Below are 20,191 nucleotides of genomic sequence, written 5' to 3' on the forward strand. Positions count from 1 at the left end.
AACCGGCTCAAGCAGTGGCGCGGCATCGCGATGCGCTCCGACAAGCTCCTCCGCAGCTACCGAGCCGCCGTCAGCCTCGCCGCGACGCTCATCTGGATCAAATCAGACTTGATCAACACGGCCTAGGCGACGCGATCGGCTGATGCTAGTTCAGCGTCGGACGCCTGCGGGGCACCAGCCGCGGCACGAGGCGCACCATCGCGACCATCGCGATGAGCTCCACAAGCGTCTGGACGATGACCGCGAGGGGTGCGAGGCCGAACTCCGCGGGGAGCGCCAGGACGAGCGGCAGCACGACGAGCCCGTTGCGCGTGGTTCCGCTGAAGATGACCGCGCGCCGCGCCGCCGGGTCCAGCCGCGCTGCGCGGCCCGCGATCGCGCCGAGGGGAATCATCACGACAACGAAGAGCACATATGTCGGTACCAGCCGCAGGAGCGATTCGAGGTGCGCGCCGACACCGGCGATTTGGGATGCGGTGACGCACCCGAGTGTCAGCATCATGAGCGGCACCATTGCGCCGGCCGCCGTGCGGTGGACTCCCGAGCCCCAGCGCGTGCGTGACGCGGCGAATTGCGTGAGTGCGGCGGCCGCCATCGGCAACAGAATCAGCAGGACGAGAGCCTGAACGAAGGGGCGCGGATCGACGGCGGCAGCAACCTCGGATCCGACGAAGAGTCGCAGGTACAGCGGAAGCATGACCATCTGAGCGAGCATCAGCAGGGGAGACGCGGCGAGAAGCCTGCTCGCGGATCCGCCGGCCAGGCCGGCGAAGACGATCACATAATCGATGCAGGGCGCCAGGAGGACGAACAGGGCACCGACGAGGAGGGCTCGCTCACCCGAGATCAGACGGGTGACGGCCCACGCGACGGCCGGCACGACCGCGAAGTTGAGCACGGCAAGGGTGAGGAGAAACCTGCCGTCCCGCAGCGAACTCCGAAGCCGTGAGAACGGCACCCCGAGGAACGTCGCGTAGAGCAGCAGGCCGAGAACCGGACTCACGGCCGCGCCCGCCGCCCCGGCGACGTTCGGAAGTCCGACGCCCACCGCCGCACCGACCCCGAGCGCACCGAGGAAGAGCGCGACCTGGTGCCGCTCCATCCATGCCGTTCCCGCGCTCATTCTGTCCATTCTCGCCGCTTCTGGCCCTACGATTTTCCTGGCGGGATTCCTCGCCCCTTTCCCGGGAGAACACTCATGCAGGTGCGAGACGCACGCGCGGCAGACGCCGAAGCGATCGCCGAGATCTACAACGATGCCGTCCTGAACACCACGGCGATCTGGAACGACGTCACCGTCGATGCCGCCGACCGCGCTGTGTGGATCACGCAACGGCAGGAGAGCGGGTTCCCGGTGCTCGTGTCAACGGACGATGACGACGTGGTCGGCTACGCCACGTATGGAAGTTTCCGCCCCCACGACGGATTCCGTCACACCGTCGAGCATTCGGTGTACGTGCGGGGGGACCAGCGCGGATCCGGCATCGGCGGCACGCTCATGACACAGCTCATCGCGCGGGCTCGCGAGAACGGCGTGCACGTCATGGTCGCCGCCATCGAGTCCGGCAATACCGGCTCGCTCCGCCTGCACGAGAAGTTCGGCTTCGTCGAGACGGGGCGGATGCCGGAAGTCGGCACGAAGTTCGGCCGCTGGCTCGACCTGGTACTGCTGCAGCTGGCGCTGTAGCGACGTACGGGCCGACGCGATGAGTTGCGCGTCAGTCGAAGCCGCCAGCGAGCGCTGCGACGCCGGCGACGAGCGAGAGTGTCGCCATCACCATCGCCGCGATGAAGATGTACAGGTGCACCGTGAGGAACGTCGTGGCCTTGCCGTTGGCGTCACGGGCCCGAGGATCCTTCACGACGCGCCGGAAGAAGTTCGGCCAGGTGAGCACGTTGAACGCGGCGTTGAGAAAGAGGACGACGGCAAGGATGGTCATCCCCTCAGCGTATGGCACGGCTGTTGTTGCCCTCACCATGCGCAGCGAGCGCTTCTTCGACCTACAGGTGTTCGCTAGGCGAGAGGGCGCGCGCCCAGACCTGTTCGTGCTGCTTCACGTAGTGGGACACGCGCCGCCAATGTTCGCCGTGCCCCGTCGAGTACATGGACGCCCACGGTTCACGGCCGGTGTCGTGCGACTCGCGAAGCAGATCGTGCATCGCCGCCGCGCGCCGGTGCATGGTGCGGGGGAGTGCTGTGCGGAGCGCATCGTCCGCGCGATATCCGTCGATGAAAACGGAGAGCTCGCGCGCCGCCTCGTCAGGGTCACGCCCCGCATCGTTGAGAGTAAAAGCTTGAGCCGCGTATGCGAGATCCCACAGTCGAGTGCTTGGCCCCGCGCCGTCCCAGTCGATGAAGACCCAGCGATCCCCCGTGATGAGGTTCCATGGCGCGAGGTCGTTGTGACAGATCAGCTCGGCGTTGGCGGGCTCCAGGAGGGTGTCCCATCGCGCATCCGGCGGGGGAACATATGAGGCGCTGGCGTCGTGAATCGCTCGAACCGTCTCCCCGACGCGGTGGAGCTCGGAATGTGTGAGTGGTTCTCGGCCCATCGCGAGGACGCCGTCGACGTACTCGATGACCTGCCTCGCGTGCGCGTCGCGGCCGACAATGCGCGGCGCATCGACACCCGATTCGCGAAGGTGCCGCACGTAGTCTGCGACGCTCTCCGTCGATCCCGTCCAGGACTTGCGCACGGTGTCGCCGACCCGCACGACGACACCTCCGGCGTTCCCGCTGGACAGCGGGACTTCGTCGAGCGCAAGTTCGAACAACAGGCTTGTGCGCACGGATCCATCCGGCCGGATGATCTTCTCGATGCGGCTACCGCGCGGGAGCGCGCCGAGCTTCTTGATCGCCCGCGCGGAGCGGTGGTTGCGTTCGTCGGTCTGAAACACGATTCGTCGAGCGCCCGCGTCCCGCGCCGCCTCGATCATGAGTCGCTTGACGCGCGCATTCACGCCCGAACCCCACACCGTGGGGGACATGTAGGTCGCGCCGATCTCCAGAGCATCCGGCTGGTCGGACAGGACGAAGTGTGACGTGGTGCCGACGATCGCGCCTTTGAGACGGATCAACCAGGTACGGCACAACGGCGGATCACCGGCGATGCGTGCAATCATTCGCCGACGAAGATCGCCGGCGTCAGCGGGCGCACCTCCGGGCGCGTGCTCCCACACAGGGGCGGTCAGCGCGGCATAGAGCTCGCTGATGTCCTCGTTCCCGATAAACGGCGCCAGGGCGATGTCGGTATCGGAGAGGGTGCGGGGGAGTGCGCCCAACAGGTCGGTCGACATGCGGGTCAGCCTAGTGAACAGAACCGGTCGGCCGCCCGGTATACTAAGCGCGAACAAGCTTCTCCCGAAGTCGTCGCGCGTACGGCTTCCGCTCCTCAAGGTCGACCCATCGCGCCTCGTCATGGCGCAGGTAGAGGCGATCCCCGGCGTGTCGGGGGAGCACGTGCATGTGGACGTGCCACACGTCCTGATCGCCTGCAGGCTCGTTGTGCTGTCGAATCGACGTGCCCTCGCACCTGTACGACGTACGCATTGCCTCCGCGACGCGTTGCGTCAGATCCCAGACGGCGTGCCCGATGACTGTGGAGAGGCCGTAGATGTTCTCGACGTGCGCACGAGGGATGATGAGCACGCCGCCCGGGTTGTCCGGCCACCATTTCGGCGCGATGCGGGCAACGACATGCTCCGTGACGGCGACGACATCCGACGGATCATTCCACTCGTCGAAGATCCCTCGCTGGAAGCGGCAGAACGGACACTCGTACGAGTCTGGTGCATGCGTCGGCCAGGACATGTTTCATCCTCACACGGGGAGCACCTGTACGCTGCCCGCCATCAGTAAACTGACATAATGTGCATTATCGGCGACACCCTAGGTGTAGTTGGGCATGATCTAGGTGGGCCCTGGCCGTTGATCTTAGAGACGCTGACTCCCTCTTCACGCTGGGAAAGCGAGAAGATCAACACCAGGTCCCGCAACAACTCCTCCGAGGAGTTCCGGCACCACGCCGTCGGCCTCATAGGAGTTGCACGGTCGAGCGAAGTATCAGGACGGGCCGCGCGCGGGCGTACACTCCCACCGGCCGTTCCGCTTCCCCATCGACACCTGCCCGGTGCTGCTGCGCTGATCGCCGCGGCGTGCGCCCGCGCTCGGTCCTCCCATCGTGGAAGAACATCGCACAGAGCTTCGTCGACAGCGCAAGGGCCTGTCGGCACTGGAGAGGCGACACCAGGCTGGGCGGCATGACGGATTACCAGAACCTCAAGAACAAGGTCATCGTTGTCACCGGCGCGTCCAGCGGCTTCGGTCGCGGCGCGGCAGAAAAGCTGGCCGATCTCGGTGCACACGTCGTTCTCGCGGCACGCCGCACCGACGTCCTCGATGAACTCGTCTCTGAAATTACAAGGTCCGGGGGCAGCGCGCTGGCCGTAGGTACCGACGTCAGCGATCCCGCGGCGGTCTCGCGCCTTGCGGACACGACCGTGAAGCGGTTCGGGCGGATAGACGTGTGGGTCAACAACGTCGGCGTCGGAGCGCTGGGCATGTTCTGGGATATCCCCATCGAAGACCATGCGCGGGTCATCGACGTGAACTTCAAGGGCCTGATCTACGGCGCGCACGCGGCACTTCGCCGCTTCCGCGCACAAGAGTCCGGTTTCCTCATTAACGTCGGCTCAATCGACAGCGAGGTGCCGTTGGCCTACCAGTCCTCGTACGCAGCATCGAAGGCGGCGGTGCTCAGCTTGAGTCGGACCCTGAACGAGGAACTTCGGCTCACCGGCGACAACGAGAACATCAGGGTGGGCACGATTATGCCGTGGGCGGTCGACACGCCCTGGTGGACTCACGCGGCGAACTATACCGGGCACGCGCCACGAATGGCGAAAATGGACGATCCATCGATCGTCGTGGATGCGATCGTGGCCGCGTGCATGAACCCCAGGGAGGAACAGCCCGTCGGACCGAAAGCGCGCGCGGCGAACCTCTCTCACAATCTCTTCCCCGACCTCACCGAGCGACTTTCGGCGAAAATTGCCGACACCGAAGCAGAGAAGGGGCGCCCCGCTCCCCACACCACGGGCTCGCTCTACGAGCCGATGCCCGAAGGCGTCGGTGTCGAGGGCGGTATTCGGGAGCGGATGCAACGCGAGGACGCCGCACAAAACGAACAGTGATCCCTGCTCCCGCACATGCGCTGTCTTTCATCGTCGAGCGAAAGAGCTTCGGAATGAGGGCGTTAGCATACCCCTTCGCCTGCCCTCAACCCCCTGAACAGCGACAGCACGCGCTCCTAGCGTAGGCCGGACAGTCACACCCAGAACGGAGATGGCATGAGCAACAGCAGCACGCCGGCAAGTCCGGTGAAGGACGAGAACTACAACCTGATCGCCTTCTTGGCCGCGACGTTGAACAACGCCTGGCAAATGGAGACATACATCGCCGACGCCGAGCAGGCAGGCGACACGGAGTTGGCGGAGTGGTTTCGGAAGGTGCAGCACAACAGCCTGAAGGCGGGCGAGCAAGGCAAGCAGATGCTCGTCGCTCGATTGGGCGGTTCTGCCCCCTCCGCCCCGTCCGACGCAGGTCAGAGTTGAGAGACCGCGATTAACGTGGCCACCTGCGACACCTGCGGTAACCAGTACGACAAGGCTTTCACCCTCACGCAGGGTGACCGGTCGGGCACTTTCGACAGCTTCGAATGCGCTGCCCACGCCATGGCACCCACGTGCGCCCATTGCGGGTGCCGGATTTTGGGCCACGGTGTTGAGAACCCGGACGGGATCTTCTGCTGTGCGAACTGCGCGCGAGCTCAGGGAGAATCCGACCTGACGGACCGCATCGAAGCGCGTGAAGCGAGTCCCGCGTCGTGACGAGCTGACCTCGCAGGCCGTGAGCAAAGTCGCTGGCGGCGAAGAGCACCCACTCAGAGGGCTCTTTGCCGCCAGCGACGATCGCTCATGGCCTTGTCAGCGCTCGAAGCTTCCTGCCATTACGGGGCAGGGTGAGGAGCACGTGTCGGGCGAGGGCTGGACGAAACAGGTGCCCGTGTTCGCGGCGGCTGGTTACCGAACGATCACCTACGACCGACGCGGATTTTGTCGCAGCGACGAGCCCCGGTCGGATACGGTGACGACCGCCTCACCGAGGACCTGAACCGCTACGTTGCTCTGCCGGTGTCGGGTGAGCATGTTAGAACATTTCGAGCGCCTCGCTGACGTGCCGCAGGCCGCGCGCTTCGAAGGCGCCGTCCCCCACCTGACGCGCCCACGCCGCAGTTCCGATCGCCTCGCAAAGCAGCTCGAGATGCCACACGTCCGCAACGCGCGGATCAGCCCCGTATCCGTCGAGGAACGCTCGCTCGAGCGAGGGCGCCGCGCGCCATTCCTTCACGGCAAGGCGACAGAAATCGCTCGAACGCGTACGTCTTGCATACCTGCCGAAGTCGATCGCAGTCACTCGGTTGCCATCGATCAGCCAATTGCGTGCGTGCCAGTCGCCGTGAGTCGGCACGAGATCGACGGCTTTCGGTGAAACGGAATCGAGAACGCCACGCGCCGCGCGTTCATCAGCCGGATCAATGCGGTGATTGGCTTCCAGCCATCTCATCGAACGCGAGACGAGGCTGCTGACATACTCCTCGTCGCGCCGCGGGGGCTGGGCCTCGTGGATGAGTCGTAGCATTTCACCGGCCTGCCGGTGCACGTCGGGCGACAGATCGTGCCCGCTCCCTTGCACCAGAATTCCTGGCTGATACTCCAGCACGAACACGTGGAGATCCTCGTCCGCGTGCAGCATCCGGCTTGTGCGGTGCGCGGAGATCAGCGGCGTCGTCACAGCGCGATGCGCCGCGATCTCGCGGCCGATGTGGTGATTCGCCGGCCCCGCGGCCTTAACGATGACGTCGCCGTCGGCGCATCGCGCGTGGAGGACGACGGTGTCGACGAGATGCCACGAAAGATTACTGACGAGCTCCGTCTCCCCCAGCCATGCGTTCACGCGCGTGGCCTGCCGTGGATCGAGCAGGCCACCACTCCAATCAGTCACCGCGACACCGTACCATTGGCCGCCGTGCCGCGGTACGCTCGCGCCATGACGCAGTTCTCACCGCTGGCAGAACACCTCTCTCGGATGATTCAGATCCCTACTGTCGCGGATCGCGATGATGCCACGTTCGAGGCGTTCGTCGCGCTCATCGAAGATCTGTATCCGAACGTCCACGCCGCGCTCGAACGCGAACGAATCACGGATCGCGGTCTGCTTTTCCGCTGGCGGGGTGCGCGCGACAAGGACCCGCTCGTGCTGATGGCGCATTACGACGTCGTGCCAGCGGACTCGAGCGAGTGGGGCGAGGATCCGTTCAGCGGCCGCATCGAGAACGGCGTCGTGCATGGACGCGGCGCGCTCGACGATAAGGGGCCGCTCCTGGTCATTCTCGAGGCAGTCGAGTCGCTTCTCACCGACGGCTTCTCCCCCGCTCGCGATGTTTATCTATCCTTCGGAGGCAACGAAGAGTCCTTCGGCGCAGGCGCGGCGGCGATCGTCGAGACCTTGCGCTCACGCAGCATCCGCCCCTGGCTTGTCCTAGACGAGGGCGGCGCCGTCGTCGACTCTCCGCTCCCGTACACCGCGGGCAGCGCGGCAATGATCGGGACCGGCGAGAAAGGTCAGGTCACGCTGAAGCTGACCGCCACAAGCGAACCGGGTCACGCGTCGGCTCCCCGCGGTATCAGCGCGATTGATCGCCTGGCCCGCGCCACCGCTCGTCTCACGCCCGCGACGTTTCGCCCTCGCACGCCAGAAGCGATCGTGCGCATGCTCCACGCGCTCGCTGATCGGGCGACGGGGCCGGCACGGATTGTGTATCGGCTGCTCTCCCACAGCCGCTTCCTCGCAGGTCGACTTTTCGCCGCACTCGGCGGGGAGCCGGCGGCGCTTGTGCGCACCACGATCGCTGCAACACTTCAGACGGGCGGCTCAGCGCCGAACGTTCTACCCGCGTCTGCGAGTGTCACCTTTAATCTCAGAATCATCCCGGGTGAGTCCGTTGACAGCGTCACTCGACGGGTGCGGCGGCGGATCGGCGACTCCCGCATCGCAGTCTCTTCACTCGAAGGTGCGGATCCCACACCGCTCTCCCCCGTCGACGCACCACAGTTCGAGCTCATCGCGGAAGCAGTGGGTTCTGCCTACCCCGACGCGGTGCCGACTCCCTACTTGATGATGCAGGCCTCGGATGCCCGGTATTTTCACGCGATTTCCGATCACGTGTATCGATTCGCGCCGCTCACGATGACGTCGGAACAGCGTGCCTCGATTCACGGAATCGGCGAGCACGTGTCGATCGACAGCCTCGAGAGGGGGCGCGCCTTCCACGCGGCGCTGATCCGGAGCCTCACGTGAGGATGTGGACGATCGTCGGGTTCCTCGCGGTCGTCGAGTTCACCAGCGGAATCCTGCAGGGCTACTACACGCCCATGCTCACCGACATCGCGCGTGCGCTCGGTATCCACGACGCCGACGTGAACTGGTTCGAGGGCACGCAGCTCATGCTTTCGGCGCTCGTCGTTCCCGCCTTCGCCAAACTCGGCGACATGCTCGGACACAAGCGTATGCTCTTGATATCGACGGCGATCGTCGCCGCGGCGTCGCTCGCCCTGCCGTTCGCGACGACGTTCTGGACCTTTCTCCTCTGCTGGGCAATCCAGGGCGCCTACGTCGTGTGGCTGCCCCTCGAGATCGCGCTGGTGTATTCACGTGCGCACCTCGCCGGCCGTGCGCACCTCGCCGGCATTGGGCGGCGGGGAGAAACGGTCGACCGCACGGGATCCGTGGGTGCCGCGGCCCTGACGGCGCGCGCGGCGGGCGTCCTCGTTGCCGCCCTCGAGTCGGGCGCCATCATCGGGGCTCTGGGAGGGGGCGCGCTCGTCGATGCCCTTGAGCTCCACACCGTCCTTCTCGTTCCCGGCATCGCGGTCACCGCATGCTTCTTCGTGATTCTCTTCGGAGTGAAAGAATCCGCAGCACCCGTCGGAGGCCGTCTCGACACCACCGGGCTGATCCTGATCTCGCTCGCACTCGTCGCCTTCACGGGCGGGCTCAGCCTGCTGCGCGTCAATGGGCCTGCCGATCTCCTCGCCTGGGGTGTAACCATGGCGGGGCTTGCGCTCATCGTGCCCTTCGCCCTCTGGGAGCGACGTCACGACGACCCGCTCATCGACGTGCGCATGTTCGCCAACCCCTCGCTCTGGCCCGTCTTCCTCACCGCGGGACTGTTCGGAGTGAGCGTCCTGGGCGCCCAGGCTCCGCTGTCGACCTTCGCTCGGACGGATCCCGCCACCGCGGGCTACGGCCTCGGCACGACGGGCTTCGCCACCTCCCTGATCATGGGTATCTACCTCATCGCGATGATCACGGGCGCGCTGGCCTACCCGTCGCTGGCGCGCCTGATGAGCCCGCGCCGCGCATTGATCGCTGCGGCGGCGCTCGTCGGTGTCGGCTATCTGCTGTTCCTTCCCCTGCACGACGCGTACGCGCAGGTCGTCATGAACATGGTGGTCTCAGGTCTCGGCTCCGGTGCCCTCGTCGCCTCGCTCCCGGCGACGGCGGCAGCCGCCGCTCCCCCGGCGCAGACAGGCGTGGCGACGGGCCTCACGAACTCCGTCAAGACCGTCGGCGGTGCGGTCGCATCGTGCGCCTTCGGTATCGCGCTGGCCACCGGCGTATCAACGGGAACCGCGGGCTCTCTCGCCGGTTACATGACCGTGTGGGCCGTGTGTGGCGTCACCGCCCTCGTCGCGGCCGCGGCGTTGCTCGTCGTGCCGCGCGGCGCGTTTCAGGACGCATCCGCACGCACCGCTCCCTCGCGAGCGTAGCGAATGGGTGGGATCCGCCGTCCACGTGCATAAGGTGTTTATGTAATAATCACCCTATGAATCCGCAGCCGGACGACGCCACCCGCCTCTCCCTTGCGATCGAGCGTCTCGTGCGCGCGTTCCGTCCTCTGACGGAAGAGGACCCGCTCTCGCAGGCCGCGGCCGCGGTGCTGAGTCGTCTCGACACGAGCGGACCGAGCGGGATCACCGGCCTCGCACGTGCCGAGCGGGTGACGCAACCCGCGATGACGCAGCTCGTGAACCGGCTCCACGGCGAGGGGCTGGTCACGCGCGAAGCATCGTCGAGCGATCGACGCTCGGTCGTCGTCGCGCTGACCGCCGAGGGGCGGAACGCCCTCGACGCGCGCCGCGCCCGCCGCGCGCGCCGCGTGGCCGCGAGCCTGGAATCGATCGACGCCGATGCCCGGCACCGGATCCTGTCCGCCCTGCCCGCGCTGGAACAGTTCATCGACGCGACCTACGCACAGGCGGGCACTCGTGAGTGAGGCGCAGGGCTCGCCGCACTGGAAACGCAATCTCGTGGTGAGCGCCGTCGGATCCTTCACCACGGTCTCCGGCATTACGCTGATCCTGCCGATTCTGCCGCTCTTCGTCGAGGACCTGGGCGTCCGCGACACGGCGGCGATCACGAGCTGGTCCGGCATCGCGTACTCGGCGACGTTTCTCACCGCGGCGCTCACCGCCCCGCTCTGGGGTCATCTCGGCGACCGTTACGGGCGCAAATCGATGCTGATCCGGGCGAGCCTCGGCATGGCGATTGCCATGTCGCTCATCGGGCTGTCGCAGAACGTCTGGCAGCTCGTCGCCCTCCGCCTGCTAGCCGGGCTCCTCGGCGGATATTCGTCCGGTGCGACCATCCTCGTCGCCGCTCAGACCCCGAAGGAGAAATCGGCCTGGGCGCTCGGTGTGCTCTCGTCCGCGATCATGGCGGGCAACATTGTCGGCCCCCTGCTCGGTGGGGGCCTCGCGGAGGCCTTTGACGTGAAGACGGCGTTCTTCGCGGTGGGGGCGCTCATCTTCGTCGCTTTCCTGGGGACGGCGCTCCTCCTCAAGGAAGTACGGCGGCCCCGCACCGAGACGAGGAAGGCGACAGCCGTGCGCTGGCGCGATATCCCCGGCAGATCCACGATCCTTGCGCTACTCGGTCTCTCTGCGATCCTCATGTTCGCGACGATCTCCGCGGAACCCATCATCACCGTTCACGTTGAGCGCCTGACGGGCTCCGATTCGGGAGTCGCCGTCTTCGCGGCCGTGGTGTTCTCGCTGTCCGCCCTCGGCACCATCCTGTCGGGCCCGTGGCTCGGCCAGCTCGCGGATCGAGTCGGTCACCTGCGCGTGCTCACGGTGAGCCTCGCGGCCGCGACGGTGCTGCTTGCCCTGCAGGCACTCGCCCCGGATCTCATCTCGTTCTCCGCGCTGAGGTTCGCCACGGGTCTCGCGCTCGGCGGGATCACCCCCACCGTCGTGGCGACCATCAGACGCCTCGTGCCGGACACATCGGTGGGCCTCGTGCTCGGCTATAACGTGTCCGCGCAGTACGTCGGTCAGGTCTCCGGCCCGATCGTCGCCGGGGCGCTCGGCGGGACGCTGGGCACGCCTGTCGTGTTCGCGATGACGGCGGTCGCCACCCTGCTGGGCGTGGCGGTGACCATCGCCATCCGGGCGCATATCGCGCGCACCGCTCGGCCGCGTTCCGGGCATCCCTAAACGCCGTTGCCCGCCGATGAGCGCGGCGCGCTGAGGCTCCCTCATATCCGCCGTCGGTACCGTGAGAGAATGACTCCCCGTTCGCTGTTCAAGACGTTCGCGCTGGCCGAGGTCGTGACCTGGGCGGGCCTGATCACCGCCATGATCCTGCGCGGCGTCGGCGTGACCGACTCCCTCGTGCCGGTGGCGGGCGGCGTGCACGGCTTCGTCTTTCTCGCCTACTGCGTCGTCACGGTGATCGTCTGGGTCGACGGGCGGTGGGGTGCGGGGCGTGGCGTCCTCGGCCTGGCGCTCTCGGTGATCCCGTTCGCGACGTGGCCGTTCGAGATCGCCACCGATCGCGCGGGGCTCCTCGCGCGGCGGTGGCGTCTCGGATCCGGCGATGAGGAGCCGCGCACGCTCCCCGAGCGGATCCTGGCGTGGGTGCTACGCCACGTCGCGCTCGCAGCGCTCCTCCTCGGCGCGCTCGTCGTGATCGTCTTCGTCGTCCTGTTGTGGCTCGGCCCGCCCGTCGAGCTCTCCTGACACGGATCCCGAACGACGAAGGGCGGCCCGAGGGCCGCCCTTCGCTTATGCGACGTATGCCGCGAGATGCTCCCCCGTGAGCGACGCCCGCGATGCGACCAGCTCGCTCGGGGTTCCCTCGAAGACCACCGTTCCGCCGTCGTGGCCCGCGCCGGGACCCATATCGATGATCCAGTCGGCGTGCGCCATCACTGCCTGGTGATGCTCGATCGCGATGACCGACACTCCCGAGTCGACGAGGCGGTCGAGCATCGCGAGCATGTTCTCGACGTCCGCGAGGTGCAGTCCGGTGGTCGGCTCGTCGAGCACGTACACCGAGGCGCCTTCCGTCATCTGCACCGCGAGCTTCAGACGCTGGCGTTCTCCGCCGGAGAGGGTGTTCAGCGACTGCCCGAGGGTGATGTACCCGATGCCGACATCGACGAGCCGCTGGAGGATCTTCGCGGCGGGCGGCACCTTGGACTCACCGACGGAGAAGAACTCGAGAGCGAGCGACGCCGGCATGTCGAACACGTCGGCGATCGACTTCCCGCCGAGCGTGTACTCGAGGACCTCCGCCATGAACCGGCGACCACCGCAGTCTTCGCAGGGCGTCGTCACCCCCTGCATGAAGCCGAACTCGGTGGTGATCGAGCCATTGCCCTTACACGTCGGGCAGGCGCCCTCACTATTCGCGCTGAAGAGCGCCGGCTTCACTCCGTTGGCCTTCGCGAAGGCCTTCCGCACGGGTTCGAGGAGTCCCGTGTACGTCGCGGGGTTGCTGCGAGAGGACCCCTTGATCGCGCTCTGGTCGACGAAGACGACGCCCTCCGTGCCCGTGAGCGAGGCGGCGAGCGAGCTCTTGCCCGATCCCGCGACGCCCGTCAGCGCGACGAGCACGCCCGTCGGGATATCCACGTCGACCTCGCGGAGGTTGTTCGCCGACGCGCCGCGGATCGCGATGGCGCCCGTCGGAGTGCGCACCGAGTCCTTGACACGGGCACGATCGTCGAGGTGGCGGCCCGTGACGGTGCCCGCGTCGCGGAGCCCGTCGACGGATCCCGCGTAGACGATCTCGCCGCCGGCGGATCCCGCCCCCGGGCCCACGTCGATGACGTGGTCGGCGATCGCGATCGTCTCGGGCTTGTGCTCGACGACGAGGACGGTGTTTCCCTTGTCGCGGAGCTGCAGGAGGAGCCGGTTCATGCGCTCGATGTCGTGCGGGTGCAGGCCCGCCGTCGGCTCGTCGAACACGTAGGTGACGTCGGTGAGCGGCGAGCCCAGGTGCTTGATCATCTTCAACCGCTGCGCCTCACCACCCGACAGCGTGCCCGCCGCACGATCGAGCGAAAGATAGGCGAGGCCGATCTCCACGAAAGATGCCAGGAGCTCGTCGAGCGCGTGAAGCAGGGTCGCAGCGCCCGGCTCGTCGAGCGCGCGTACCCACGACAGCAGGTCGCTGATCTGCATCGCGCAGCAATCGGCGATGTTGCGACCCGCGATCCGTGAGGATCGCGCCGGCTCGGCGAGGCGGGTGCCCTCGCACGCGGGGCAGGGGGCGAACGCGACGGCGCGATCGACGAAGGCGCGCAGATGCGACTGCAGCTGCTCGCGATCCTTCGAGAGCATCGACTGCTGGATCCGCGGAACGAGACCCATGTAAGTCATGTTCACGCCGCTCATCTTGACCTTGGTGTCTTCGCGGTAGAGGAAGTCGTGCAGCTCGGTCTCGGTGAAACGATCGACGGGGGTGTCGGGGTCGAAGAAGCCCGACTCGGCGTACTGCCGCACGCTCCATCCACCGACCTTGTACCCGGGCACCAGGATCGCGCCGTCGTTGATCGACAGGCTCCCGTCGTACAGCTGGGAGAGATCGAGATCGCTGACGCGGCCGGTGCCATCGCATCCGGGGCACATGCCGCCGAGCACGTTGTACTCGGCGCGCTGGCGCTTCGTGTTGCCCGCGCGTTCGATGAGGATCGCGCCCGACGCCTTCACGCTCGGCGTATTGAACGAGAACGCGTTCGGCGGGCCGATCTGCGGGTCGCCCAGACGGCTGAACAGCATGCGGAGGAGCGCGTTCGCGTCGCTCGCCGTGCCCACGGTCGATCGGATGTTCGCGCCGAGACGCTCCTGCTCCACGAGAATCGCCGTCGTCAGGCCGTCGAGGGAGTCGACGTCGGGGCGCGCGAGCTGCGGCATGAAGCCCTGCACGAAGGCGCTGTAGGTCTCGTTGATCATGCGCTGCGATTCGCTGGCGATCGTGTCGAACGCGAGCGAGCTCTTTCCGGATCCGGACACGCCGGTGAACACCGTCAACCGGCGCTTGGGGAGGTCGACATCGACGTTCTTCAGGTTGTTCTCGCGGGCGCCGCGCACGCGGATCGTGTCGTGCTGGTCGGCAGGGTGAACGGTCATAGGACAGATCGTCGCATGCCGCGGCGATAGATTGGAAGTCTCACGCCCACGAGAGGACGACCCCGCGCATGCTCGACATTCTGACCGGTTTCGCGGTCATCGGCCTCGCAATCGTCATCGGATACGTCGTGGGACGCATCGATCTGCTCGGTGCCGAGGGTGGCCCGATCCTCGCGAAGCTGTCGTTCTTCGTGCTGAACCCATTCCTCATGGTCGTGGTCCTGAGCGAGGCCGACATCGCCATGCTGTTCTCCTCGCTCCTTCCCGTGTCGGCGATCGCCGCCGCCGTGATCTTCCTGATATACGGCGTCGTCGCAAAACTCCTGTGGAAGAGGTCCTGGGGCGACACGGTGATGGGCGCGCTCTCGGCGGGCCAGGTCAACGGGAACAACATGGGCATCCCGATCTCGACGTACCTGCTCGGCAACGCGGCGTACTCCGCCCCCATCGTGCTGCTGCAGCAGATCGTGTTCACCCCGATCACGCTGTCCGTTCTCGATGCGCTCTCGAGCGGCGAGACGAAGTGGTGGAAGGCCGTGCTGCGCGCGTTCCGCAACCCGATGGTCCTCGGCTCCTTCGTCGGGTTGGCGGTCGCGCTCACCGGGGTTGAGATTCCGCCGATCGTGCACGAACCGATGCAGCTGCTCGCCAATGCCGCCGTGCCGGTGATCCTGATCAGCTTCGGCATGTCGCTGCACGGGCGCCGCGTGTTGACGGGCCCCGGCACGAGGCGCGACGCACTCCTCGCCACCGCCATGAAGATCCTGCTGATGCCCGCCGCGGCCTACCTGATCGGCCGATTCCTCTTCGGTCTCGACGATCACGCGTTGTTCGTCGTGACGGTGCTGGGTGCGCTGCCGACCGCGCAGAACGTCTTCAACTACGCACAGCGCTACAACATCGGCCTGATCATCGCGCGCGACACCGTTTTCCTGACGACGCTCGGGTGCGCCCCCGTGCTCGTCGCCGCGGCCCTGCTCCTGGGATGACAGAAGGCCCGGCGAACACGCCGGGCCTTCTGCGCTCGATCAGACGATCGGGTTGAAGCTCGACGTGTCGCCGCAGATCCGCTCGTTGTTCTCCGGGATCTCGTCGATCGCCGCCTCGGCGATCTCCGCCGCGAACTCCGCAACGTTGAGCAGCTTGCCCGCCTCTTCGCGGCGCGCATCGATCGCACCGGGCTCGAGACGGTTGAGCAGCGTCGCGGTGATCGTGCCCTCGATCATGTCCGCCGAGACGACCACGAAGTCGATCCCCTTCTCCGCGAGCTCCGGGATCCGCTTGCGGAGGGCATCCTCACCGGCGCGCTTCGACAGCGCGACCGGCGCATACGCCTCCATCGTCGGGGTGGTGCGAATGAAGTGCGCCTGGTGGCTCGTGACGAAGACGACGCGGGCACCGGCGCGCATCAGCGGGAGCGCGGCGTCGAGGGCGCCGACCTGCGCGTCGCGGTTGAGGCGCATGGCGTAGTCCTCGCCCATGTTCGCCTCCATACCGCCGGACGCGTTGAGCACGAGGATGTCCAGACCGCCGAACACATCCCGTACGGCACCGAACATCGAGGCGACGGAGTCCGCGTCGGTCAGGTCGGCGCCGACGACGAGCGTCTGCGTGCCGAACTCCTCGTTGAGCTGCGCCGCGAGCTTCTCGGCGCGCGGCGCCTTGTTGCGGAAGTTGATGACGACGTTCGCGCCGGCGGCGGCGAGGAACTTCGCCGTGTCGGCACCGACGCCTCGCGACGATCCGGTGACGAGGGCGGTCTTGCCGGCGAGGGTTCCGGCGGGAATCGGGTACGACACGAGCGTCTCCTGTATTCGAACGGGCGAAAGCTCCTCGAGACTATCGAACGACGACCGCGATACCCATGAGTGCTAACGTCGCGGCATGGCGTCACACCCGTTCTTCACCGGGCTCAGCAGCCCCCGCATCCTCGCCCATCGCGGGCTCGTCACCGACGAGATGCGCGAGGAGGGCATCGTGGAGAACTCCGTCGCCGCGATCACCGCGGCACACGCGGCGGGCGCCCAGATCATCGAATCCGATTGTCATCTCACGTCCGATGGCGTCGTCGTGCTCTTCCACGACGACACCCTCGAGCGGGTCACCGGCGACCCGCGGGCGATTGCGGACGTCACGCTCGCCGAACTCGAGAGGATCATGGCGACGCGCGGAGGGCTCGCGACCCTCGCGCAGGCGCTCGATGGCTTTCCCGAGTCGCGATTCAACATCGACGTGAAGGCGGCGGCCGCCGCGGATCCCGCCGGCGCGATCGTCGCGGACTATTCCGACCGTGTGCTGCTCACGAGCTTTTCCGACGCGCGGCGCCGACGCGCGCTCGCCGCGGCGCGGCGGGCGGGCGGCGCGCCCGCCACCTCCGCGGGCGCGTCCGTGATCCTTCGACTCCTCCTCGCGACGCGGGTGCTACCGCTGCCCGCTCTCGCCCGCCGGGTCCTCCGCGGCGTCGACGCGCTGCAGGTCCCCGAGAAGCGCGGGCCGATCCGCATCGTGACTCCGGCCGTCATCCGTGCGGCGCACGCCTGCGGCGTCGAGGTGCATGTCTGGACCATCAACGAGCTCGAGGAGATGCGCAGGCTGCTCGGTATGGGAGTCGATGGCATCGTGACGGACGTCGCCGACCAGGCACTTCACGCGATGTGATTGACGGCGGTGTCTCGCCGCGCTAACGTCCGCGGTGAGGGATGCATCGGCAACGACGCGGTGCGTCTGCGAAGGGTCCCCTCTGGGCATCAGCTGGGAAACCCTCTGCTCGCGCGCAGTTTCGGATGATCCGCACAGCGCAGTTCGTTAGACCTGACAGACGACGAGAGGACACGAACATGGCAGATCGCAGCCTGCGTGGTATCCGACTCGGCGCCCAGAGCCTACAAAGCGAAGAGGGCGTCGTGTTCATGGAACGCAAGGAGCACACGTACGTGTGCAGCTCGTGTGGTCGAGAGACGACACTGATGTTCGCCGCCGACGCCGAGGCACCGGCCACCTGGGAATGCCGCACCTGCGGATCCGAGGCACTGCTGCAGACCGCCGACGGCGCCACCGAGGTCGACCATTCCGGCGACAAGGTCGCTCGCACGCACTGGGACATGCTCCTGGAGCGCCGCAGCGTTGAAGAACTTGAGCAGCTCCTCGCGGAGCGACTGGAGTTCATCCGCGAGCGCCGCGGTGAGGGCAACGACCCGACCCGCGAGAAGAAGGCAACGCGCGCCTGACGCGCCGCAGGCCAACGCCGGGATCCGCAAGGGTCCCGGCGTTTTTGCGTGCCGGCGCTCCCATAGAATGTGATGCATGACTGAAGCACCCCAGCTCGCGATCGGAATCGACATTGGCGGCACCGGCATGAAGGCCGGAATCGTCGACCTTGCCACCGGCACGATGAAAAGTGATCGCGTCCGTATTCCGACGCCGACGGGAGCCACCCCGCCCGACGTGCTGGCCACCGCCCGCGAGCTCACGACGATGCTCGGCGACGAGGCAGCGGGGCTGCCGATCGGCGTGTGCTTCCCGGCGATCGTCAAGAACGGCGTGACCCTGTCGGCCGCGAACGTCTCTGAGGAATGGGTCGGTCTCGAGGCCGACAAGATGTTCAGCGACACCCTCGGCCGCGAGATCCACTTCGTCAACGACGCCGACGCCGCGGGCCTCGCGGAGCTCAAGTTCGGCGTCGCGAAGGGCCAGCCCGGCCTGTCGATCATGACGACGCTCGGCACGGGCATCGGCTCGGCCTTCCTCTTCGACGGCAAGCTCGTCCCGAACAGCGAGCTCGGCCACCTGATCTGGAAGGGCAAGAGCATCGAGCTCTACGCCTCGGCCTCCGCGCGCGAGCGCGCCGACATCTCGTGGGCGAAGTGGACCAAGCGCCTGCAGAAGTTCTACTCGCACGTCGAGATGCTGTTCTCCCCCGATCTGTTCATCGTGGGCGGCGGCGTCTCGAAGAACCCGGAGAAGTTCCTCCCGGGTATCAAGACGAACGCCCCCATCGTGGTCGCAGAGCACCAGAACAACGCGGGGATCATCGGAGCCGCGAGCCTCGTCCTGGGCTCGTAGTTTTGCGCAAGAGGATCCGAAGACGCGTCGATTCGCGATAGCGTGCGGACAGAAGCCGGGTGCACAGCATCCGGCTTCTGTTGTGTCAGCGGCCCGGTTCCCAGGATCTACTTCGCCGCATACAGCGCGATGCCTTCGTAGGACCAGTTCTTGTCGCCCCGGCGCAGCGCCTCGGCCTCGGCCGCGTTCGCGGTGAAGAAGTGCTTTCCGAACCTCGCCGACCAGAAGCGGTAGACGGGCTTCGTCGCGGTCGACGGCGCCGACGCGGCGCAGAACGCGACGCCCTCGTAGGACCAGTTCTTGTCCTCCCGCCTGATAGTGTCGGCCTCTCGCCTGCTCAGGGTGTAGAAGTGCGACTCGAAGGTCGACGACCAGAAACGATAGACGGGCGACTTTCCGTCGCCGCAGCGAGCGTCGTTCGCGGCCCACACCCGGAAGTCCTCGCCCTCGAATCGCCAGTTCGGGTCGCCCGAAGAGAGGGCATCAGCCTCGTCCCGGCTGACGGTGTAGAAGTGCGCGTTGTCGAACGTCGATGACCAGAAACGGTAAACGGGAACGGTCTTCGCGCCGGTCTCCGCAGATAGCGCGGGCGGTACGACGGCCTCGGCGTGCGCCTTGTTGTGATGGGCATTGCTCTTCCGGTTCGTGGCCGTCCCTCGCCACAATGTGACGCGGTTTCCGGCCCCGAGGTTCTCCGCGAGCACCTGCACCTCGTAGTCATCGGCCGTGGCGTACGGCCCGATGGAGATGCTGAACGACCCGTCTGGCGCGGTCTTAGCGCTCGCCCACGTCGAGTGGATCGCATACCGCAGCGTGATTCTCGAGCCCGGGGACGACGGATCCGTCACCCGGCCGGCGATCGTGATGACACCGTCCCGCGGGACGGTGATCGCGGAGACGCCTCCCCGCGGGTCGTCGGGATCCGAGGTGGCGGTGTACATCGACGGATCCGCGTCCCGGGCCCGCCCGCTTCCTCCCGTGCTGAATTCCTGCACCATGAAGTATCGCCCGTCCTCCGCGACCGCGACGCCGATGCCGATCCGGTCGACCTCGGGGTCGAGCAGGTGAGCGCGGTGGGCGGGTGAGTCGAGCCAGCCCTGCACGCCACGGATACCGTCCGGCGCGAGGTGCATGTTCTCGTAGAGGCCTCCCGTCCAGCCGTAATCCCACCCGCCCGCATCGGCGAGGAGGCGAGGGTTGTGCTCATAGCCGTGCTGGTCGTAGGAGTTTGCCCAGTTCTGGGCGACCGAACCGAGCTTCGGCGACGGCGCGACCGGACGAAGGCCAGCGCGGATCCGGGCGTTGTTGGTCGCCACCAGGATCTGCGCCTTCACGAGTTCGACGTTCGCCGCGAAGGGCGCCGTCCCGCCGCGCGCAGCGACCTGCTCGGCGGGCGGCGGCTCCCCCGCCGGTGTCTCGGCGGCGGCCGCCGTTGCACCGCCGGCGACGAGCACTGAGGCGACGAGTACGGATATTAGTGCGCGATGAATCCGCGCGCGTGCGAAGACCATGGCCTGCCTTCTCATGCGTGGAGCTTGGAGAATGCTGAGTGGAGCTACTGCCGTTCGAACATATCGCGCAGGACGGC

Annotated in this window: 22 protein-coding genes; 14 read left to right on the forward strand and 8 right to left on the reverse strand. The window is 66.9% G+C overall.

The genetic code is table 11. The features are described 5' to 3' along the window. Positions 1 to 145: 145 nt before the first annotated feature. Positions 146 to 1,123 carry an arsenic resistance protein gene (locus IEX05_RS14535; RefSeq protein ID WP_188703110.1) on the reverse strand — a complete coding sequence of 326 codons (978 nt, stop codon included), beginning with the start codon at positions 1,121 to 1,123 and terminating at the stop codon, positions 146 to 148. Positions 1,124 to 1,198: 75 nt separating this feature from the next. Between IEX05_RS14535 and IEX05_RS14540 the strand changes: the two genes are divergently transcribed. Then, positions 1,199 to 1,687, forward strand: a complete 489-nt coding sequence (locus IEX05_RS14540; protein ID WP_188703112.1) for a GNAT family N-acetyltransferase — start codon at positions 1,199 to 1,201, stop codon at positions 1,685 to 1,687. A 31-nt stretch (positions 1,688 to 1,718) separates the two neighbouring features. On the opposite strand, the gene IEX05_RS14545 is transcribed toward IEX05_RS14540, so the two are convergent. The 3 genes from IEX05_RS14545 to IEX05_RS14555 all read right to left on the reverse strand — a co-directional run bounded on the left by IEX05_RS14545 (position 1,719) and on the right by IEX05_RS14555 (position 3,811). After that, positions 1,719 to 1,940 (reverse strand): SCO4848 family membrane protein, encoded by a 222-nt coding sequence (locus tag IEX05_RS14545; RefSeq protein ID WP_188703114.1) that lies wholly within the window; start codon positions 1,938 to 1,940, stop codon positions 1,719 to 1,721. A 61-nt stretch (positions 1,941 to 2,001) separates the two neighbouring features. Further along, positions 2,002 to 3,297, reverse strand: a complete 1,296-nt coding sequence (locus IEX05_RS15485) for a GNAT family N-acetyltransferase (RefSeq protein ID WP_308423423.1) — start codon at positions 3,295 to 3,297, stop codon at positions 2,002 to 2,004. Positions 3,298 to 3,340: 43 nt separating this feature from the next. After that, positions 3,341 to 3,811 carry an HIT family protein gene (locus IEX05_RS14555; RefSeq protein ID WP_188703115.1) on the reverse strand — a complete coding sequence of 157 codons (471 nt, stop codon included), beginning with the start codon at positions 3,809 to 3,811 and terminating at the stop codon, positions 3,341 to 3,343. 449 nt (positions 3,812 to 4,260) lie between these two features. On the opposite strand from IEX05_RS14555, the gene IEX05_RS14560 reads away from it, so the two are divergent. From IEX05_RS14560 to IEX05_RS15545, 4 genes are all read left to right on the forward strand, one after another. Next, positions 4,261 to 5,193: an SDR family NAD(P)-dependent oxidoreductase gene (locus IEX05_RS14560; protein ID WP_188703117.1), complete on the forward strand. Its 933-nt coding sequence runs from the start codon at positions 4,261 to 4,263 to the stop codon at positions 5,191 to 5,193. A 156-nt stretch (positions 5,194 to 5,349) separates the two neighbouring features. Then, positions 5,350 to 5,613, forward strand: a complete 264-nt coding sequence (locus IEX05_RS14565; RefSeq protein WP_188703119.1) for a hypothetical protein — start codon at positions 5,350 to 5,352, stop codon at positions 5,611 to 5,613. Positions 5,614 to 5,628: 15 nt separating this feature from the next. After that, a complete protein-coding gene (locus IEX05_RS15610; RefSeq protein WP_505744128.1) occupies positions 5,629 to 5,889 on the forward strand; it encodes a metallothionein in 261 nt (86 codons plus the stop codon). 175 nt (positions 5,890 to 6,064) lie between these two features. Next, positions 6,065 to 6,172 carry an alpha/beta fold hydrolase gene (locus IEX05_RS15545; RefSeq protein ID WP_373286310.1) on the forward strand — a complete coding sequence of 36 codons (108 nt, stop codon included), beginning with the start codon at positions 6,065 to 6,067 and terminating at the stop codon, positions 6,170 to 6,172. A gap of 36 nt (positions 6,173 to 6,208) precedes the next feature. Here the strand turns inward: IEX05_RS15545 and IEX05_RS14570 are convergent, their stop codons facing one another. Continuing rightward, positions 6,209 to 6,853 carry a phosphotransferase gene (locus IEX05_RS14570; RefSeq protein WP_229661359.1) on the reverse strand — a complete coding sequence of 215 codons (645 nt, stop codon included), beginning with the start codon at positions 6,851 to 6,853 and terminating at the stop codon, positions 6,209 to 6,211. On the opposite strand from IEX05_RS14570, the gene IEX05_RS14575 reads away from it, so the two are divergent. The 5 genes from IEX05_RS14575 (at position 6,788) to IEX05_RS14595 (ending at position 12,144) form a co-directional block, all read left to right on the forward strand. Next, positions 6,788 to 8,419, forward strand: a complete 1,632-nt coding sequence (locus IEX05_RS14575; RefSeq protein WP_229661360.1) for a M20/M25/M40 family metallo-hydrolase — start codon at positions 6,788 to 6,790, stop codon at positions 8,417 to 8,419. The two genes, IEX05_RS14570 and IEX05_RS14575, sit on opposite strands and share 66 nt — an antisense overlap. Before the next feature lie 2 nt (positions 8,420 to 8,421). After that, entirely contained in the window at positions 8,422 to 9,891 is a 1,470-nt protein-coding gene (locus tag IEX05_RS14580; RefSeq protein ID WP_188703177.1) for an MFS transporter, read from the forward strand. Positions 9,892 to 9,947: 56 nt separating this feature from the next. Next, a complete protein-coding gene (locus tag IEX05_RS14585) occupies positions 9,948 to 10,397 on the forward strand; it encodes a MarR family winged helix-turn-helix transcriptional regulator (RefSeq protein ID WP_188703125.1) in 450 nt (149 codons plus the stop codon). Next, entirely contained in the window at positions 10,390 to 11,619 is a 1,230-nt protein-coding gene (locus IEX05_RS14590; protein ID WP_229661361.1) for an MFS transporter, read from the forward strand. The genes IEX05_RS14585 and IEX05_RS14590 overlap by 8 nt, the downstream gene beginning before the upstream one ends. A gap of 69 nt (positions 11,620 to 11,688) precedes the next feature. Beyond that, positions 11,689 to 12,144 carry a DUF3817 domain-containing protein gene (locus IEX05_RS14595; RefSeq protein ID WP_188703130.1) on the forward strand — a complete coding sequence of 152 codons (456 nt, stop codon included), beginning with the start codon at positions 11,689 to 11,691 and terminating at the stop codon, positions 12,142 to 12,144. 45 nt (positions 12,145 to 12,189) lie between these two features. Here IEX05_RS14595 and IEX05_RS14600 read toward each other — a convergent pair whose 3' ends face one another. Next, a complete protein-coding gene (locus IEX05_RS14600) occupies positions 12,190 to 14,541 on the reverse strand; it encodes an ATP-binding cassette domain-containing protein (RefSeq protein ID WP_188703132.1) in 2,352 nt (783 codons plus the stop codon). Positions 14,542 to 14,609: 68 nt separating this feature from the next. On the opposite strand from IEX05_RS14600, the gene IEX05_RS14605 reads away from it, so the two are divergent. After that, the gene (locus IEX05_RS14605) at positions 14,610 to 15,530 is read left to right on the forward strand and encodes an AEC family transporter (RefSeq protein ID WP_188703134.1); all 921 of its coding nucleotides are present in this window, start codon (positions 14,610 to 14,612) and stop codon (positions 15,528 to 15,530) included. 39 nt (positions 15,531 to 15,569) lie between these two features. Here the strand turns inward: IEX05_RS14605 and IEX05_RS14610 are convergent, their stop codons facing one another. Further along, positions 15,570 to 16,340, reverse strand: a complete 771-nt coding sequence (locus IEX05_RS14610; RefSeq protein ID WP_188703136.1) for an SDR family oxidoreductase — start codon at positions 16,338 to 16,340, stop codon at positions 15,570 to 15,572. An 85-nt stretch (positions 16,341 to 16,425) separates the two neighbouring features. Here IEX05_RS14610 and IEX05_RS14615 point away from each other — a divergent pair, with 85 nt between their 5' ends. From IEX05_RS14615 to ppgK, 3 genes are all read left to right on the forward strand, one after another. Continuing rightward, positions 16,426 to 17,199 (forward strand): glycerophosphodiester phosphodiesterase family protein, encoded by a 774-nt coding sequence (locus IEX05_RS14615; protein ID WP_188703138.1) that lies wholly within the window; start codon positions 16,426 to 16,428, stop codon positions 17,197 to 17,199. 179 nt (positions 17,200 to 17,378) lie between these two features. Next, the gene (locus tag IEX05_RS14620; RefSeq protein ID WP_188703141.1) at positions 17,379 to 17,768 is read left to right on the forward strand and encodes an RNA polymerase-binding protein RbpA; all 390 of its coding nucleotides are present in this window, start codon (positions 17,379 to 17,381) and stop codon (positions 17,766 to 17,768) included. A 76-nt stretch (positions 17,769 to 17,844) separates the two neighbouring features. Continuing rightward, a complete protein-coding gene (ppgK, locus tag IEX05_RS14625) occupies positions 17,845 to 18,603 on the forward strand; it encodes a polyphosphate--glucose phosphotransferase (RefSeq protein ID WP_188703144.1) in 759 nt (252 codons plus the stop codon). Positions 18,604 to 18,710: 107 nt separating this feature from the next. Here ppgK and IEX05_RS14630 read toward each other — a convergent pair whose 3' ends face one another. Then, the gene (locus tag IEX05_RS14630; RefSeq protein WP_188703145.1) at positions 18,711 to 20,114 is read right to left on the reverse strand and encodes a CAP domain-containing protein; all 1,404 of its coding nucleotides are present in this window, start codon (positions 20,112 to 20,114) and stop codon (positions 18,711 to 18,713) included. Between the last annotated feature and the right edge of the window lie 77 nt (positions 20,115 to 20,191).

The sequence above is a fragment of the Microbacterium nanhaiense genome (assembly GCF_014646015.1).
Classification (GTDB): domain Bacteria; phylum Actinomycetota; class Actinomycetes; order Actinomycetales; family Microbacteriaceae; genus Microbacterium; species Microbacterium nanhaiense.

What these genes read in the sequence shown, in the direction of transcription:
- IEX05_RS14535 (WP_188703110.1), bottom strand. Translation starts at nt 1,123, where the DNA reads ATGAGCGCGGGAACGGCATGGATGGAGCGGCACCAGGTCGCGCTCTTC.
- IEX05_RS14540 (WP_188703112.1), top strand. Translation starts at nt 1,199, where the DNA reads ATGCAGGTGCGAGACGCACGCGCGGCAGACGCCGAAGCGATCGCCGAG.
- IEX05_RS14545 (WP_188703114.1), bottom strand. Translation starts at nt 1,940, where the DNA reads ATGACCATCCTTGCCGTCGTCCTCTTTCTCAACGCCGCGTTCAACGTG.
- IEX05_RS15485 (WP_308423423.1), bottom strand. Translation starts at nt 3,297, where the DNA reads ATGTCGACCGACCTGTTGGGCGCACTCCCCCGCACCCTCTCCGATACC.
- IEX05_RS14555 (WP_188703115.1), bottom strand. Translation starts at nt 3,811, where the DNA reads ATGTCCTGGCCGACGCATGCACCAGACTCGTACGAGTGTCCGTTCTGC.
- IEX05_RS14560 (WP_188703117.1), top strand. Translation starts at nt 4,261, where the DNA reads ATGACGGATTACCAGAACCTCAAGAACAAGGTCATCGTTGTCACCGGC.
- IEX05_RS14565 (WP_188703119.1), top strand. Translation starts at nt 5,350, where the DNA reads ATGAGCAACAGCAGCACGCCGGCAAGTCCGGTGAAGGACGAGAACTAC.
- IEX05_RS14580 (WP_188703177.1), top strand. Translation starts at nt 8,422, where the DNA reads ATGTGGACGATCGTCGGGTTCCTCGCGGTCGTCGAGTTCACCAGCGGA.
- IEX05_RS14585 (WP_188703125.1), top strand. Translation starts at nt 9,948, where the DNA reads ATGAATCCGCAGCCGGACGACGCCACCCGCCTCTCCCTTGCGATCGAG.
- IEX05_RS14595 (WP_188703130.1), top strand. Translation starts at nt 11,689, where the DNA reads ATGACTCCCCGTTCGCTGTTCAAGACGTTCGCGCTGGCCGAGGTCGTG.
- IEX05_RS14600 (WP_188703132.1), bottom strand. Translation starts at nt 14,541, where the DNA reads ATGACCGTTCACCCTGCCGACCAGCACGACACGATCCGCGTGCGCGGC.
- IEX05_RS14605 (WP_188703134.1), top strand. Translation starts at nt 14,610, where the DNA reads ATGCTCGACATTCTGACCGGTTTCGCGGTCATCGGCCTCGCAATCGTC.
- IEX05_RS14615 (WP_188703138.1), top strand. Translation starts at nt 16,426, where the DNA reads ATGGCGTCACACCCGTTCTTCACCGGGCTCAGCAGCCCCCGCATCCTC.
- IEX05_RS14620 (WP_188703141.1), top strand. Translation starts at nt 17,379, where the DNA reads ATGGCAGATCGCAGCCTGCGTGGTATCCGACTCGGCGCCCAGAGCCTA.
- ppgK (WP_188703144.1), top strand. Translation starts at nt 17,845, where the DNA reads ATGACTGAAGCACCCCAGCTCGCGATCGGAATCGACATTGGCGGCACC.
- IEX05_RS14630 (WP_188703145.1), bottom strand. Translation starts at nt 20,114, where the DNA reads ATGGTCTTCGCACGCGCGCGGATTCATCGCGCACTAATATCCGTACTC.